The sequence below is a fragment of the Lawsonibacter sp. OA9 genome (assembly GCF_022440585.1).
In genome coordinates this window covers 2,237,806-2,253,673 of sequence record NZ_JAKNTI010000022.1, presented here as the reverse complement: position 1 = coordinate 2,253,673, position 15,868 = coordinate 2,237,806, and the positions used below count along the sequence as shown (strand labels likewise).

17 protein-coding genes are annotated in these 15,868 nt (G+C 49.7%); 11 read left to right on the top strand and 6 right to left on the bottom strand.

Going from position 1 to position 15,868, the window contains the following annotated elements; translation table 11 throughout:
- Nucleotides 1–56: 56 nt before the first annotated feature.
- On the bottom strand, nucleotides 57–671 hold the full coding sequence (locus MCG44_RS12120; protein ID WP_240288474.1) for an FtsK/SpoIIIE domain-containing protein: 615 nt from the start codon (nucleotides 669–671) through the stop codon (nucleotides 57–59).
- Here MCG44_RS12120 and MCG44_RS12115 point away from each other — a divergent pair.
- Entirely contained in the window at nucleotides 598–972 is a 375-nt protein-coding gene (locus tag MCG44_RS12115) for a hypothetical protein (RefSeq protein WP_240288936.1), read from the top strand. The genes MCG44_RS12120 and MCG44_RS12115 overlap by 74 nt on opposite strands.
- Here the strand turns inward: MCG44_RS12115 and MCG44_RS12110 are convergent.
- From MCG44_RS12110 to MCG44_RS12090, 5 genes are all read right to left on the bottom strand, one after another.
- The gene (locus MCG44_RS12110) at nucleotides 937–1,254 is read right to left on the bottom strand and encodes a hypothetical protein (protein ID WP_240288472.1); all 318 of its coding nucleotides are present in this window, start codon (nucleotides 1,252–1,254) and stop codon (nucleotides 937–939) included. The two genes, MCG44_RS12115 and MCG44_RS12110, sit on opposite strands and share 36 nt — an antisense overlap.
- Entirely contained in the window at nucleotides 1,241–2,260 is a 1,020-nt protein-coding gene (locus tag MCG44_RS12105) for a viral replication protein (RefSeq protein WP_240288470.1), read from the bottom strand. Before MCG44_RS12105 ends, MCG44_RS12110 begins: the two co-directional genes overlap by 14 nt.
- Nucleotides 2,261–2,393: 133 nt before the next feature.
- Nucleotides 2,394–2,723 carry a hypothetical protein gene (locus MCG44_RS12100; protein WP_240288468.1) on the bottom strand — a complete coding sequence of 110 codons (330 nt, stop codon included), beginning with the start codon at nucleotides 2,721–2,723 and terminating at the stop codon, nucleotides 2,394–2,396.
- 156 nt (nucleotides 2,724–2,879) lie between these two features.
- A complete protein-coding gene (locus tag MCG44_RS12095; protein WP_240288466.1) occupies nucleotides 2,880–3,332 on the bottom strand; it encodes a hypothetical protein in 453 nt (150 codons plus the stop codon).
- A gap of 1,336 nt (nucleotides 3,333–4,668) precedes the next feature.
- Complete coding sequence (locus tag MCG44_RS12090) at nucleotides 4,669–5,832, bottom strand: ROK family transcriptional regulator (protein ID WP_240288464.1); 1,164 nt, start codon at nucleotides 5,830–5,832, stop codon at nucleotides 4,669–4,671.
- A gap of 224 nt (nucleotides 5,833–6,056) precedes the next feature.
- Between MCG44_RS12090 and MCG44_RS12085 the strand changes: the two genes are divergently transcribed.
- From MCG44_RS12085 to MCG44_RS12040, 10 genes are all read left to right on the top strand, one after another.
- Nucleotides 6,057–7,112, top strand: coding sequence for a tripartite tricarboxylate transporter substrate-binding protein (locus tag MCG44_RS12085; protein WP_240288462.1), 1,056 nt, complete (start codon nucleotides 6,057–6,059; stop codon nucleotides 7,110–7,112).
- A gap of 110 nt (nucleotides 7,113–7,222) precedes the next feature.
- A complete protein-coding gene (locus MCG44_RS12080) occupies nucleotides 7,223–7,717 on the top strand; it encodes a tripartite tricarboxylate transporter TctB family protein (protein WP_240288460.1) in 495 nt (164 codons plus the stop codon).
- A gap of 18 nt (nucleotides 7,718–7,735) precedes the next feature.
- Nucleotides 7,736–9,244 (top strand): tripartite tricarboxylate transporter permease, encoded by a 1,509-nt coding sequence (locus MCG44_RS12075; RefSeq protein WP_240288458.1) that lies wholly within the window; start codon nucleotides 7,736–7,738, stop codon nucleotides 9,242–9,244.
- 30 nt (nucleotides 9,245–9,274) lie between these two features.
- Nucleotides 9,275–10,186: a sugar phosphate isomerase/epimerase family protein gene (locus tag MCG44_RS12070; RefSeq protein ID WP_240288456.1), complete on the top strand. Its 912-nt coding sequence runs from the start codon at nucleotides 9,275–9,277 to the stop codon at nucleotides 10,184–10,186.
- Nucleotides 10,187–10,221: 35 nt separating this feature from the next.
- On the top strand, nucleotides 10,222–10,938 hold the full coding sequence (locus MCG44_RS12065) for a phosphatase (RefSeq protein ID WP_240288454.1): 717 nt from the start codon (nucleotides 10,222–10,224) through the stop codon (nucleotides 10,936–10,938).
- 13 nt (nucleotides 10,939–10,951) lie between these two features.
- A complete protein-coding gene (locus MCG44_RS12060) occupies nucleotides 10,952–11,926 on the top strand; it encodes a carbohydrate kinase family protein (RefSeq protein ID WP_240288452.1) in 975 nt (324 codons plus the stop codon).
- On the top strand, nucleotides 11,923–12,948 hold the full coding sequence (locus MCG44_RS12055) for a zinc-dependent alcohol dehydrogenase family protein (RefSeq protein WP_240288450.1): 1,026 nt from the start codon (nucleotides 11,923–11,925) through the stop codon (nucleotides 12,946–12,948). The genes MCG44_RS12060 and MCG44_RS12055 overlap by 4 nt, the downstream gene beginning before the upstream one ends.
- 11 nt (nucleotides 12,949–12,959) lie before the next feature.
- Complete coding sequence (locus MCG44_RS12050; protein ID WP_240288448.1) at nucleotides 12,960–13,985, top strand: zinc-dependent alcohol dehydrogenase; 1,026 nt, start codon at nucleotides 12,960–12,962, stop codon at nucleotides 13,983–13,985.
- 195 nt (nucleotides 13,986–14,180) lie between these two features.
- Nucleotides 14,181–14,843 (top strand): MgtC/SapB family protein, encoded by a 663-nt coding sequence (locus tag MCG44_RS12045; RefSeq protein ID WP_240288446.1) that lies wholly within the window; start codon nucleotides 14,181–14,183, stop codon nucleotides 14,841–14,843.
- A 16-nt stretch (nucleotides 14,844–14,859) separates the two neighbouring features.
- Nucleotides 14,860–15,552 carry an MgtC/SapB family protein gene (locus tag MCG44_RS12040; protein ID WP_240288444.1) on the top strand — a complete coding sequence of 231 codons (693 nt, stop codon included), beginning with the start codon at nucleotides 14,860–14,862 and terminating at the stop codon, nucleotides 15,550–15,552.
- Nucleotides 15,553–15,868: the final 316 nt, after the last annotated feature.

The window sequence follows — 15,868 nt, the reverse complement described above, 5'->3', positions numbered from 1 at the left end:
ACCTCGGGGAATATTCCTACGCTGTTTTGTAAAGTGCTCTCATCCAGCCAATATGCCTAGAATACCGTTCCATCATAAAGCAGGAATCGGCCTCTTGCGTGTTTGGAGATCTGTTCTGCGGTTGCCGTGCTGTCCAGAACCAGTTCCGAAAGGACTCGTTCCGCTCTGCCGCAGATACGACAGTCCAGATTGTCGCGGATCTGACCGGGGATCAGCTGGGCGTCCGGTCTCTGGGTGGCAAGAATCAGATGGATACCAAAGGTACGGTTCAGCCGTACAATGGTGGCCACCCTGCTCTCGATCTGACCGACACGTTCCCTCTGGGCCTTGTCCAATACCTCGGCCACCTCGTCGCAGGCGAAGATCAGCCGTTTCAGGTTTTCGCCGGTGCCTTTGTTGTAGGCGGCAAGGTTGGGATATCCCAGCTTTGCAAACAGCGTCTTTCGCTGCTCCAGTTCTTCTGTAAGTCCGGTGAGCAATTCTAACAGCGCCGCTTCATCAAAACACATTTTGCATCGTTTATACCAGATATTTGGGAAGTCCACGCCGCCCTTGAAGTCGGAGATATAGACCTCCGCTCCCTTGCGAAGTGACTGCATGAGCAGCAGCTTTAAGAGGACGCTCTTTCCGCTTCCTGTGGAGCCGCCTAAAAGGACATGGGATATTCGCAAGGTCGACCGTTACCGGCCCCATGATACCCTCGCCCAGCGTCAGCACAAATTCATCGCGAGAAAGGCAGCTGTCCTTCCACGGTATGAAGTCTGGCAGATCGCTCTTTGCGGAAACCGCATAAAAAAGAATGTGCCGTTTGCCTTGTTCCTGCCTGATGTCGGCGATGGTGATATTGAGCGCCGTTTCGATCCTGCTCTGTTTATCTTGCCGCTCCTGAATGGGGATCCATCTGTTGTCAAAGGTCCATACTGTGACACGGGGATGCTACGGATCCTTTCTCCGGCAAAGCAGACGGGGTAATTCTCTTTTATGGTTGGTCAGGCCCACCCGCTTCAATTCTTCCTCTGCCATTCTCCTGCCCATGGGGTACAGGAGCAGTGCCACGAGGGCTACGGCTCCCATCACCATGTAGGACGTGAATGCGTTTCGGGGAATTGCCTCCATCATAGGACTGGTCAGAGGCGCATTGTCCAGCAAGGCTGCGGTAGCATTCCGCTTGCCCCACACCCAGACTGCGCCAATAAAATAAAGTATCACAAAAGGCAGCTTCATGGGCCAGTCGGATAAATCAATCAGACCCATGGGAAAACTGCGCTGGAAATCCCGGCCAGCCGCTCTCCGCTGCCTGTCCCGCTTTTCGTCTCGTTTCATAAATCGTCTCCCGTACTGTGCCGTCATACCGATACTCCCGTATCACATGAATACGCCGCTGGAAGGCCCGCCAGGTCTCCGGCTGATACCGCTGTATCTTCCGATACTGCTCCTCCAACGAAAGCTTGGAGGTGATATAGACCGTTGTATAACAGGCCACCCTGTCGCTGTACCGTGCGGGGAGCGTCAGCGGGTAAATGTCCAGATAGTTCAGCATGCTCTCGATGGGGATCTGGGAATGAAATTCCTCAAATACCAAAACCGGCTGTCCGTGGTATGCGTCAAAACGGACGCCGTTTCTGCCACCGTAATCAGTGATGCGGCAAATATCGGTGGCGGGGTGCTCTTTGTATATGCCCCATGTTTTTCCTGCGCCGGAAGTGCCATACAAATAATAGACGGTCAGATCCCTGTTCTCACTGCGGTACTTCGCTGCGTTCACGGTCTCACGCAGCGTGTCGATATCCCTGACCTTGAAGCCAAAGGCCGGCGTCTCCTCGATGATCTCCATGGTGGAGCAGCCGTCCTTGATGCTTCGCAGCAGCTCTGTCATGGCAGGAGAACGCTCCTCCTGTTCCGTTGGGAGGGTTCCCCACTCGTAAAAGCTGCCCTCTACTGTTGTTTCCGCTTTCTTTGTATCAGCCCATTTTCCTGTCTTAGTTATATAATCACGATTCTGCTGCGCGGTTCCCAGCGCCTTTTCGATATGCGCTACCAGGAGCTTCCGCTGGATGGTGGAAAACCGCAGGTTAGAGTGCGCGCACAAAAAGACGTGCGTATGGGGTATACGGTTTGCACCTACTTCGTCACACAGTGCGAAATAGTCCAGAGAAAACTGGTTCAGGATATCCAGCAAACAGTCACGGTCAAGTCCGCAGGTCTGGGGATTGTTGATGGTCAACTGCCATTTCTTAGACTGGGGGTCTACTGCTACCATCGTCTTATCCTCCATTTCTTGCGAAGTTTGCGATTGCGATATGCGATGTAAAAGGGGCAATGCTTGCCAAGGGGGATGCTTTCCTTGAGGGAAATCATCTGGTCCCCTCCAGCAACCCGACGCCGCCGACCGATCAATGGGTCTGCTTCACCTTATCAACGAGCATGACGCCAGTGGCCTTCGCAGTGATCTGCGTATGGCTCTGGGCCTCGTAGGCGCTCACTTCCAGGCCGCTGAATTCCACTTCCGCGAAGCCGTCGGGCTTGTCCATGAGCTGCTTGCCGTCGATCCTGACACCGATCTTCTCCACACGGAGGGCGGGCGGGGCGACGATGTAGCGGAATGCGACGACCGCATCGGTACGCTGGTTGTTCTTGTACTCGTAAACGGGTACGATATCGACCAGTAGCTTCTTTGCCCCGAGAGAGGCGGGGTCAATGCGAAGATCTCTGATGTTAAGCATGATAGTAAGCTCGTTCTTTCTGAAATGTGCCGCGCGGTGATGGCCTGTCACCGCTGGGTGGATAGGAGGTGATCTCAATCACATGCTTATCATAACAGGCAGAAAAAGCTGCCACTAACATCAAAATGGAGTAGTGAACATTTTCTTCAAAAATTTTTATAAACCACTGTTTGGAGCCCCGAAGGGTGGAAATCCTTTCTCTATCAAATACGCATCTGCTTCATCCAAAATAGTCCCAAGTTCCCGATCCGATACCGTATAATCGATCTCTTTTTTGGAATAGATCCGGATCAATTCCCGATAGACCCGATGCACCGGCTCCGCAGGGGAGAAGGCCCGTTCACGGTGGGACATCAGGTCAATAGTCTCTTCCTCGGTTAGACGGAGGACCAGGCAGATCCTCACAAGGGTTTTAACATCCACATTTTTGAGTTGTCCGCGAGCGATCTTGTTCAATCGCTGTTGGTTCTCACGAGTACACAGAGCCAGCTTCGTTTCCGATAATCCGGCTCTCCTGGAATAATAATCTACACACTCCTTATAGGGAGTGGTCTCTGTCAACTGTTCAGGCGCGTTTCTACTTTTGCGAAGCTTGTAGCGTTCGCCCATGCAGAATATCCCCGAAGCCTATTAAAATGTCGTTAAAGGGTCCCGCCGCCGGAGGTGATGGTCATTTGCGAAAGGAAGATGCCGGTCGTAATGAGGATCAGAACAAGTAGCATACGCACCACCTCCTTTGTGGGATCGTCGGTCGATAGGGATAAGCTACCTCCGACGGCGAGACATAAGTAATCCAAAATTCGTAAATAAATACAAAAAGAGTACGGCTTTTGAAAAGCTGTACCCCACAAATCTGACGCAAAGCGTCTCTATATTCCACCTTTCCCCATAATCCTTCAAAATATCACCGGCGTTACACGGCTGCGTGACCGTGCCCTCATGTGACAGTGGGCTTGGTTCGCCTCATTCTGCGGATCATGCAGAAACGCTAACGCCGCCCATCGCCCACAGGACAAGCGCTTTACATTTGGCACAGGTACGCACCCGATGTCAGCGACGCTGACACAGGCACAATCAATTCGGGAAACTACCGGTTTTCAACTGCCAGACACATTGGAAGGGGTTCGCCTCCCCCGCGTGTCTGCCAGCCTACTGGCCACAATAAGGTCATGTTGGCATCTACCAAATGACTGATCAACCTTTTGACGCACAGATAATCTATGGATCCCAGATGCACTCATGTCCCGTCATGACGCCGGGGATCAGGCTGTCTCGTACCAAAGACTGTTCCCGTGTCCGCCCTGCCGTCCCATGATCCGAGGTGCAGGGCTTTCACGCAATCTTTGAGTTTGGATAAATCATACCAGATGTTGCAATGGATTTCATAAACAATCTGCAAACAACCAATATGAAGTTACATCCTAACATTTGATGGCTGGCACATATGTAGTTACCCATATAGCAGTAGAGGAATGTGACGGTCTGGTTGAGCAAACCGGGATTGCTAGGGCTGAAGATAGTACCGTCTCCAGTACTCACTGCGATTTCATATTCTCCACGGCCCACAGTATCGCGTTATAATAGTAGGCCAGAAGCAATGTCGGATGAAAGGGTTGCAGGTACCTGTTCCTGGCTCTTTACGAAGCTGGCATCCACTATGACCTTGCATTGGTGAGAGTAATCAATTTATGTCCTATGTCGGACCATAGTCACGGAATATAAGGTGTTCTCACTGTCTTCAGTGCCAGATCCAACAGGGATGCTAGGGATAACGTGGGTGTTTGTTTCGCCGTTATCTTCAACCAAAACGCGTAAATACGAACACTCATCGTCGTGAGAAATGTATTTGCCATAATAGTAAAAATAGAGCCAAAGTCGCAAGGCCTTGGCTCTATTTTTTCTATTAGAAATAAAGTAGTATCTATGCGTATTTGTAGTATGAATGCTATATGGACTCTAAAAATTGCTTTACCAAAACGAGGGCAGCTCCAATTTCGGCCGATTTACTGCCATTTTGGCTGATACGGAACATAAAAGAGGGCGATTCAAAGGCACACTGCTCTTTCACATATTTGGTTAACAGGTCTATGTCGCTCTGGGACATAAACTGAATAAGAAATCCACCCAAGATAAAGTCGAAGTCGGCAATCATGCGGATATTATCGATGGCAATGGCCAGGTGACGTAAGAAGTTGCGCCAGATTTTGTTACATCGGGGATCGCCACTATGAACTCGGCAAAAAAACTCGGGTAGCTCCATATGGGCAGATTTTTTCAAACTGTCGGCGGAGCAATACGTTTCGATGCAGCCCTGTTTTCCGCAGTAGCAGACTGGACCATCGGGGGAGAGGCACATGTGTTCAATGATGCCTCCGCTCAGTTCTCGCCCATGAAGAACATGACTATTTAGAATCATGGCTCCACCGAAGTTTCGATTGAGAGCAAGATAGAAAGCGTTATCAATATCCGAATTGCTCCAGATTTCGGCTAAGGCAGCAGCCTCTGTGTCATGGATTAAGTAGCATGGCAATTCGATGTAACGCTGAAAGTTTTCCCTGCGAGTGCCGGTACAGTGAAGTATCTCAGAGAATGTGATGGTTTCTCCGTCAGAGGAGACCAATCCCTGGATAGAGATGCACACGCCCAAAATATTATCCTTTGGATAGTTCAGTTCATCCACAAAGCTGTTAGTCCAGGTACCTAATTGTTGGTAATAGGTCTCCTCATTTACATACTGAAGGGGCAAGGAATCCTCTTTCAGAACACTGCCGTAGAGATCCAATGCCACAATTTGCACCTGCTCCTTTAGTAGCTCGATGCCAATGGCCAAGTGGGCGGTGGCATTGCAGTGGATCATCTGAGCCTTGCGCCCACCAGTAGATTCGTACTCGCCTCGCTTTTCAACCAAACCACTATCAACGAGGTCTCCCAGATGTTGGGTCACTGTGGGGAGACTGAGATCCAGTGCTCTAGAGATTGCCAACTTTGATGTGAGTCTAGCGTCATAAATATAATTGTATACTTTTCGGAGATTAATCTTCTTTAACTCGATTGGTGTAAGTTTATCGTGTGTGGTGAGAATATTTTCGTGTCCGGTTTCCCGTCTCATGTCTGTTCTCGCTTCCTTACTTACCCCAAACAAATGAATGGCATTGTTGTTTTGTTTATTATACCAAGTGGATGCAACTGAAAACACTGGAAAAATGCACAAAATTAATTGCAATTTTTTTACTAAACAGGATATTGATGTAAGGTGAATTGTGTGGTATTATTTATATGACTTTAAGAAAGCTACTTTCTGAAAGTTACTTTAAAAAGAAGGAGTATGGAACGATGAAAAAGGCTAAGAAAGTTTTAGCAATGGCTCTGGTACTGACCATGACTCTGTCTCTGGTCGCCTGCGGTAGCAATCCTGCTGCCTCTACCTCTGTAGCCTCCTCCGACCCCGCCGTTTTCTCCGCCCCTGTTGAGGAGAGTACTTACCCCAATGATACGATTTCTTTCATCATTCCCTATGCTGCCGGTGACGGCCTGGATACTTCCACCCGCGCCCTGCTGGAGAATGCCGAATTCCCCGTGAACACCCTGGTCGAAAATATTTCTGGTGGTTCTGGCACTATTGGCCTGCAGGATGCCTTTGGCCGTGAGGCGGATGGCTACACTGTGGCGATTCTGTCCAATGGTCCCACCATCGCTCAGCCTTTGCTGAACGACACCCTGACCTACACCCTGGAGGACTGGGAAGTGCTGACCTTCACCACTGCACCTGTTCTGGCTGTTCTGGGTTGCTCCGCTTCCAAGGGCATCGAGAACAGTGATGATATGAAGGCATTCCTGGAGTCTGGCGAGCCCTTCACCGTTGGCGTTCCTTCTATGAGTGGCTTCGGCTATGTGGCCGCCGCTTCTATGTTTAACCAGATGGGTATCATGGACAAGGTGACCTGGGTTTCTTACGACGGTGCCCCCGCACTGTATCAGGCTTACCTGTCCGGTGAGATTGACTTTGCCACCTTTGACGACAACTTTGCTGCTCAGTATGCCAACTCTGGCAACAGTGTTACCGTCGGCGTAGTCATGAACGACATCCGCAGCCAGTACTTCCCCGACGTTGCCGCCGCTGGTGAGTGGGGCGTCGAGGGTCTGGGTGCCAACATCGGTTTTAAGGCTGCTGCCGTTAAGAAGGGCACTCCCGCTGATGTTTGTGAGTACCTGACCAAGAAGATCAACGCCGCTGTGGTGACTGAGGGCTATCAGAAGTGGTGCGAAGACAACTACTTTGGCGTTCTGACTGAAGAAGACATTTACACTGGCGAAGAGGCCATGGAGATGCTGATTCAGCTGCGTGAAACTAACCGTACCGTTCTGACTGCTGCTGGCCTGCTGGGCTGATAATTCAATTATTTCCAAGCATATGGATGGAACCTATGTGCTCCCGCCGCCGCAAAGCGGCGGGAGCATTTCCTTTCTTTGACACTTGTTTTTCTGTTTGGGAGGTTTTTATGGAAGCTAAAAAAGCACGTGGTGATATCATCCTTTATTCGGTACTCACCTTAGTTGGCATTATTTTTTATGTATTTATCATTCCGGGGCAGATTTATATTTCTAAAACTGCCGGAGCCGAAGCATTTTCTCCAGATACTTTTCCCAACGCTGTGACTATTTTATTTGTCATTGCATCTCTGTGTGGATTGGTACTGGCCGTGCATCGCTATCACAAAGCAGTTCAATTGGAAGGCAAGCCGCAAAAGGACACTACTCCGCGATCTCGCCGGGAAATTGTGGGCGATTTTATGCCGCTCATCGTCTTTTCGTTGGTTTTGCTCTATGTGATTCTGTTTATGAATATAGGATTTATTCCGGCGACGATTATCGTTCCTTCTATGATTTTATTTGTAATTGGGTGTAGAAAACGTCACTACTTCCTCATTTACTATGTATTTGCTGCACTGATGTATCTGTTGTTCCGGTATATTCTGTTGGTTCCCATTCGCTAAAAAGGAGGTTAAGACGTTATGTTGGAAATTCTACAAAGTATTTTTACCGTCAATAACCTTCTGATGATGAATGTTGGTGTTGCGGTTGGTATTATGATTGGTGCTATGCCTGGGCTAAGCGTGGCTTTTGCCGTGACGATCCTGATGACAATGACCTTCCACATGGAGTCACTGCCTGCCATGTATCTGATGCTGGGTGCTTATTGCGGAGGTCTGTATGGAGGATCCATTACGGCTACCCTGATCAACACACCTGGCACTGCTAACGCGGTATGTACCGCACTGGAAGGCTACCCTTTGGCTCGGAAAGGTCGGGCTGGCGACGCGCTGAAATGTGCTTTGGTGGCGTCTACCATTGGTGGTCTATTCAGTTGTTTCCTGCTGATGTTCTTCGCTCCTCAACTGGCAAAGATTATTTTGAAAATCGGTTCTCCTGAGTATTTCGCTCTATGTACCTTTGGCATCGCTGCAGCCATCGGCTTGGAAGGCAACAACCTGAACAACGTCATTAAAGGTGTGTTGTCTGCTGCATTTGGTCTGATTTTGTCCTGCGTGGGCGCAGATCCCGTATTTGGTACCAATCGTTTTTCCTTTGGCAGTTATTACATGCTTTCCGGAATCCAAGTGGTCAGCTCCATGCTTGGCGCCTATGCCCTGTGTCAGGTGCTGGTTAACTGCAGAGACGTGTATGTAGAGGGCGACGAATCGTTGAAGGTTCCTCCAGTAACCAAGGCGACCATGAAGATGCGTGATATTTTGAAACACTGGAAGCTGATTCTAAAGTCCTCTGTTATCGGCGGCATTGTTGGGGCCGTTCCCGGCACCGGCGGTGCAGAGTCAGCTATGATTGCCTACAACGAGGCCAAGCGCGTGTCCAAGAATCCCCAGGAATTCGGAAACGGTTCTATCGAGGGTATCCTGGCAGCAGAGGCGGCGAACAATGCCACTTCCGGTGGCGCCATGATCCCGATGCTTACTCTTGGTATCCCCGGCGATACCGTTATGGCTATCTTGCTTAGCGCACTTACCATGCAGGGCATTACGCCCGGTGCTAACCTGTTCTCCAGCGGCAGTTTCTGGGTGTACGCCGTTATGGGCGGCCTGTTTCTCATCAACTTGTTTATGTTGCTGCAGGGAAACCTGTGTATCAGTCTGTTTGCTCAGGTGTCCAGGATCCCCCAGTCTATTATGACTCCCTGTATCGTGGTGATGTGTGTGATGGGTTCTTTCGCCATCAACAACAACATCTTCGAGTGTTTTGTCATGATTGTCTTCGGTATCATTGGCTTCTTTATGAAGAAATTTGGTTTCCCCGTGACCCCGCTGTGCATTGCTCTGGTTCTGGGCAAGCTTTTCGAGACCAATCTGCGCCGGTCTCTTATCCTGTCCAAGGGCAATCCCTTCGTGTTCTTCACCCGCCCCATCTCCTGCGGCATCCTGATTTTGGCTGTGTTTATGCTGTTTTTCCCCATCATCAGCAATATGCGCGCCAACAAGAAAAAGGCCAAGGAGCAGGAGAAAGCCTGATCCAATTGATTATGAAAGGAACGGTTGATTATGATCCTCTCTACGGAAAATGGTGCCCTTCGTGAGCGCGTAGGTGAACGTAAGGCTATTGAGATCCTGGCCAAGGCCGGGTTCGATGCCATCGACTATACCTTTACTCCTTGGATGGAACGGGGAGAGATGCCCTGGAATGGAAACGATTATGTGTCTTATGCCAAGGAAGTAAACCAGATTGCCAAAGATAACGGTATCCACTTCAACCAGGCCCACGCGCCCTTTATTTTCCATACCAGTTATCTGCCCGATTGGAACCGAGAGATCATGCCTCTGCAGATTCGCTGTATGGAAGCCTGTGCACTGTTGGGAATCCCCCACATGGTGGTTCACCCGGTCCATCATCTTCCCTATAACAAGCATTTGACGGCGACCCAGACCAACATGGAGACCATCTGGAAGTTGAACCGGGAGTACTATCACCTGCTCCAACCTTACGCCAAGCAGTTCGGCGTGAAGATGTGTCTGGAAAATATGTTTGGTGAGGATGACCGCCGTGGTTGCTTGGTTCCGGATATGTTCTCAGATCCCCATGAGTATGCAAAGTTCTTCGACGAACTGGATGACAGCGAAAATTTCACCTGCTTGGTGGATACTGGCCATTCGGGCATCGTTGGTGAGGATGCCGGTGATACCATCCGCGTGCTGGGTAGTCGGGTGAAGGGCCTGCACATCAACGACAATGACTACCGCAGTGACGGCCATCTAATTCCTTTCCAGGGAAAAATTGACTGGGAAGACGTGATGAAGGCTTTGGCTGAGATTCACTACGAGGGTGATTTCACCTTTGAGGCGCTACATCTGTACGAAGGGTTCAATGAAGACTTTTATCCTGTTGCCGCAAAATACCTCCACGATGTAGGCCGGTACCTGATTGGTCGGGTTGAAAAGTATTCTGCGGAGCTGTAAATAGCGACAAACAGTTTGTTTAGGAGGCGCAGATCATGAAGATCATTGCCGATACACACACGCATACCATCGTTAGTGGAGATGCCCACAGTACGCTGTTGGAAAATCTGCGAGCAGCCAAGGAACAAGGGTTAAAGTTTCTGTGTGTTACAGAACATGTTAATTCCATTCCGCGAGCAGCACCTCCCGCTTATTTCAAAAGCATGTGCTCTATCCCGAGAGAGCATGAGGGGGTGCAGCTAGTCCGGGGTGTAGAGGCAAACATTCTGGATTATACAGGGAGAATGGATATGCCGGATGATACCCTGGATTGGCTGGATTGGGTTATCGCTTCTCTACATGATCTGGTGATTACTCCAGCTACTCGGAAGGAACATACCGACTGTTGGTTGGAAATTGCAGCCAATCCCTTAGTGGATGTGATTGGACATTGCGGTGATCCACGCTATGCGTTTGATTTGGATACTGTGATCCCAGCCTTTAAACAACACGGAAAGATTGTAGAGATTAACAGCCACTCCTTTGAGGGGCGGGCTGGTTCAGCTGAGGGCTGCCGCAAGGTGGCCCTGGCTTGTATGAAGTACGAGGTGCCTATCGTGGTTAGCTCGGACGCCCATTTCGTCAATCATATTGGCTACTTCAAGGAAGCAATGGATATGCTGGAAAGTATTCATTTTCCGGAAGAACTCATCCTGAACGCCAACGAGGAACGCTTTGCCGCAGTAATCAGAGCCAAGCGGACTCAGCCGTAAGGAGGGAAGTAGCATGAAACAAATTGACGTTGTTGCTCTAGGAGAATTACTCGTCGACTTTACCCCAGCGGGTTTGACTGACCGGGGGGCAACCTTGTTAGCGCATAACGCTGGCGGTGCGCCGGCTAATGTGCTGGCTATGCTGTCCATCTTGGGTAAAAAAACTGCATTTGTTGGAAAAGTAGGGCAGGATAGCTTTGGACTGTTCCTGAAAAAAACGCTGGTGGACAGTGGAATCGACATAGCTGGGCTCACTATCAGCAAAACAGAGCATACCACCCTGGCATTCGTATCTCTGGACGAGAAAGGGAATCGCTCATTCGATTTTTATCGTGCAAACAGCGCTGATGTGATGCTCAGACGAGAAGAGGTACCGGAGGAACTATTGGCGGGATGCAAACTTTTTCACTTTGGCTCTGTCTCCATGACTGCCGAACCCGCCCGGGACGCGACTTTATATGCCGCTCGGAGAGCAAAGGAATTGGGGAAGCTTGTTAGCTATGACCCTAATTTCCGTTCTGCTTTGTGGGCGCACAGGGATGAAGCTATCCAGGCAATGCTCGCTGGACTGGCTTTTGCTGATGTAGTGAAGGTATCCGATGACGAGGTGGAATTGCTTACCGGATGCAGGGATTTTTCGGAAGGAGCACGGAGCCTGGTGTCCGGTGGCGCTAAACTGGCCCTCGTGACGGCCGGGGAGCAAGGAACATGGTATGCCTCTGTATCCGGAATTGAGGGGCATATTCCTTCGATAAAAGTGGATGCAGTGGATACCACTGGTGCCGGAGACACTTTCCTGGGTGCCCTGTTAAGTGGGTTGTTGGACTACGGACGGGATTTGGAGGGGATCCCAGAGCAAAAACTGCGCCGTATCATCCGCTTTGCCAATGTGGCGGGAGCTCTGTGTGCCACTGGGCGGGGTGCGATTGCGTCCATGCCAAATCGCGAGCAAATTTTAGAACAGTTAGAAAGAGAGGCCGAAGGATGAAAGGCACTTACTTTTTAGGGAATCAAGCCTTTGAAACTCGCGAACTGCCCGGACATGATCTGGCTGCGGATGAAGTTCTGATTCGAGTGGCGGCCTGCGGTGTTTGCGGGACGGATGTGCATATCTATCATGGGGACAAAGGTTCGGCGGATGTCATCCCCCCTGTTATTTTGGGCCACGAATTGGCCGGTGTGGTGGAAGCTATAGGTGATAAGGTAGATAGCCTGACTGTGGGCGACCATGTGGCAATCGACCCTAACATTTATTGCGGCGAGTGTCACTACTGCCGTAAGGGGAAAAAACAGCTGTGTACTAATCTATTTGCCATTGGTGTAAACCGGGATGGTGGTTTTGCTGACCACTGTTATGCCCCCCAAGCCCAGTGTTACAAGATGAACAAAGACATTCCCCTGGCCCACGGTGCCATGGCGGAACCTCTGGCTTGTTGCCTGCACGGTATCGATCGAGCCAACATCCAAGTGGGTGACACCGTCTGCGTTATCGGAGGCGGTGCCATTGGCTTGCTGATGGTCCAGTTGGCCAAACTGGCCGGCGCCTCCCGGGTGATCCTCAGCGAACCTGTGGCTCTGCGCCGGGAAATCGGCCTGTCTGTGGGGGTCGACTGGGTCATCGATCCTATCAACAAATCCCTAACCGGCCGCGTTCAAGAGTTGTTGGGGATGGACGGTGTAGATGTGGTCATCGAGTGCGTGGGCAATCCCACTGCTACCGCCCAGGCGTTTCAGGTCGCCAAGCGGGGCACCACTGTCTTGCTGTTCAGTGTGCCCAAGGCAGGGACCGCACATCCTCTCAGCCTGGAGGATGTGTATCAGAAGGAACTAACAATTGTGGGTTCCATTATCAATCCGGACACGCATCAGCGGGCAGTGGATCTAATCAACAGCGGGCGCATTCAGTTGGCACCGTTGATTACCCATTGCTATCCCGTGGAACAGGTGAAGAAAGCCATTTTGATGCAGATGGGCAATGAATCTATCAAAGTGATTGTAGGCGAGAAATAAGGAGGACACATATGCTGCAGCAAGTCATGACCAAGCCGGGAGAGATTGTTTTCCGGGAAATCGAACGAGCTGTACCTTGGGCGGGTCAGATTTCCGTTCGAATGATGCGCCTGGGTATCTGTGGTTCCGATATCCACGTTTACCATGGTACGCATCCCTTCACCTCTTACCCCGTTACTCAAGGACATGAGGTTTCCGGAATTATTGACGCCATAGGTCCCGGGGTGGAAATGTTCCGGGTCGGTCAGAAAGTTACCATTCAACCTCAGGTGGTGTGTGGCAAATGCCATCCTTGCCGCCACGGCAAGTACAATCTGTGCGAAGAGCTAAAAGTTATGGGTTTCCAGACCACTGGCATGGCCTCGGAGTTCTTCGTAGTAGATGCGGAAAAGGTGTTGGCTTTACCTGAAGAAATGAGTTTCGATGAAGGCGCCATGCTGGAACCTTTGGCAGTAGCTGTTCACGCAGTCCGCCGATTTGGCGAGATTGAAGGGGCAGATGTGGCCATTTTGGGCGCTGGACCGATTGGGAATCTGGTTGCACAAGCGGCTAAGGGTTTGGGGGCACGTCGGGTTCTCATTACCGATGTGAGTGACTACCGATTGGAATTAGCCAAGCAGTGCGGAGCAGATGTTGCAGTAAACACTCGGAATAAGGATTTTGGCGAAGCGTTGGTGGAGACATTTGGACCGGATAAAGCAGATGTGATCTACGACTGCGCTGCCAATGATATTACCATGGGGCAGGCTATTAAGTATGCCAGAAAAGGTAGCACTATCATCCTAGTGGGTGTTTATGCAGGCATGGCAAAGGTAGATTTGGCAGTGCTTAACGACCACGAATTGGACCTGAATACCACTATGATGTATAGACAGGAGGACTTTGAAGGTGCTATTCAGTTGGTGAAGGAAGGGAAAATTCGCCTCCAGCCTCTGATGAGCAAACATTTCGCTTTCCAGGACTTTCTGTCGGCGTATCAGTATATTGATGCCAACTGCGAGACTACAATGAAGGTTTTAATTGACATTCAGGATTAACCGGGATTCTGGTCACTTGTCTTGTGCTTGCGAATAGTCAAAAACAAATAACGCGGGGCTGGACTGAATAAACAGACTAGCCCCGTGTGCTATTTTATTATGGAAGCAGTTAGAACGGAGTGGAGAACTAGAATGTCTAATGCTGTGTCGTTCTTGCGAGAAATAAGTCTCTGGTCAGTAGTCCTTCGATTGATAATGGCGTTGTTTTTTGGTGGGTTGATTGGTATGGAGCGAGGGAGTCGCCATAAAGCGGCAGGATTTCGTACATATATGCTGGTTTGCCTTGGCGCTACTATCACCATGCTTTTGGGCCAGTATCAGTCCGAAATGTTAAATATGTGTTGGGCTAAATATGCTAATGTAACCGGAATGCGCACCGACGTCACCCGCTTTAGTGCTCAAGTTATCAATGGCATCGGGTTCCTGGGAGCTGGAACAATCATTGTCACTGGGCATCAGGCAGTGAAGGGGTTGACCACTGCCGCGGCCCTGTGGGCCTCAGCATGCATGGGATTGGTCATTGGAGCTGGATATTACGAGTGTGTTTTTCTTGGCTTTGTTCTGATTTTTTTCTGCGTACGGATCTTGAACCCAATCGAGACCCATCTCATCGAAAAATCCAGATATATGAATCTGTACATTGAATTTGAATCCATGGATGATGTGCGTGCTGTTGCCACCCGTCTTCGAGAATATGGTATTCATATTTACGACATTGATCTTGATCATGGTAAGCAAGAAGAGTTCCGGTACCCGAACGCCGTCTTTACCATGCGGCTTAATGGCAAGCAATCTCATGCCGAGATTATCGCAGGCCTGTTCAAACTGGAACACATCAAACTCATTGAAGAAGTGTAGTGTAAGGAGGAATACCGTGGTTGAAATATTTACACCTTTGCGCAGGTATTCTGTTGCTGCACTTTGTCTCAGAATGGTCTTGGCCTTTGTGTGTGGGGGCCTTGTAGGCCTTGAGCGAGAATATAAGCGTCGTCCTGCTGGATTCCGAACCCACATTCTCATATGTATGGGTGCGGCTATGACAACGCTAACCAGTCAGTATCTATATTTGGAGATGAATTATGAAACGGATATGGCACGTTTGGGGGCTCAGGTTATAGCAGGCATTGGATTTATCGGCGCAGGGACAATAATCGTGACACGCCGTCAACATGTTAAGGGTTTGACTACTGCAGCAGGCCTCTGGGCAACGGCCATTATCGGGCTTGCTTTGGGTGCTGGTTTTTATGAAGGTGGAATTCTCACAACTATACTAATTTTGGCGGTGGAATTAGTGCTTTCTAAAATTGGTTATTGTGTTCAGGAACACAATCCTGAACTGAATATTTATGTTGAATATCAAGATCGGATATGCCTGGAACATGTGATACAAATACTTCAGAATAAGGAGGTGCGCATAATGAACATGGAAGTTATGCGTGCTACTAGCAGTGATCGTCATCGTGCCAGTGCAATTCTTTTGCTCCGCCGACATAAACACATATCTGTCGATGATATGCTTTCTACAATCAAGAACGTCCGTGGCGTAGTAGTTGCAGAAGAATTATAATATGATTAAACCGTCAAACTAAATAAACAGGAGCCGAGACCTCATGGGCGTCACCTCTGACGCTTATATGATTCCGACCTCTCCTGACGATTCTGCCCGTCGATTCTTCTTCCGCAAAAACTCCTCACAGCCCCCCCTGGATTTTTGTTTTCCATGCGGAAAAGTTATTGGAGGTAGGTTATACATCGGGTACCATCGACGATATCGGGGATAACATGGTTGAAATATTCCTGCTGAGGTTTTGAAGGCCGTGGAGTGTGGTTCCTCGCTATATATAAAAGCCGTTGTCTCTAGCGCAAAGTCTGCTAAACATACG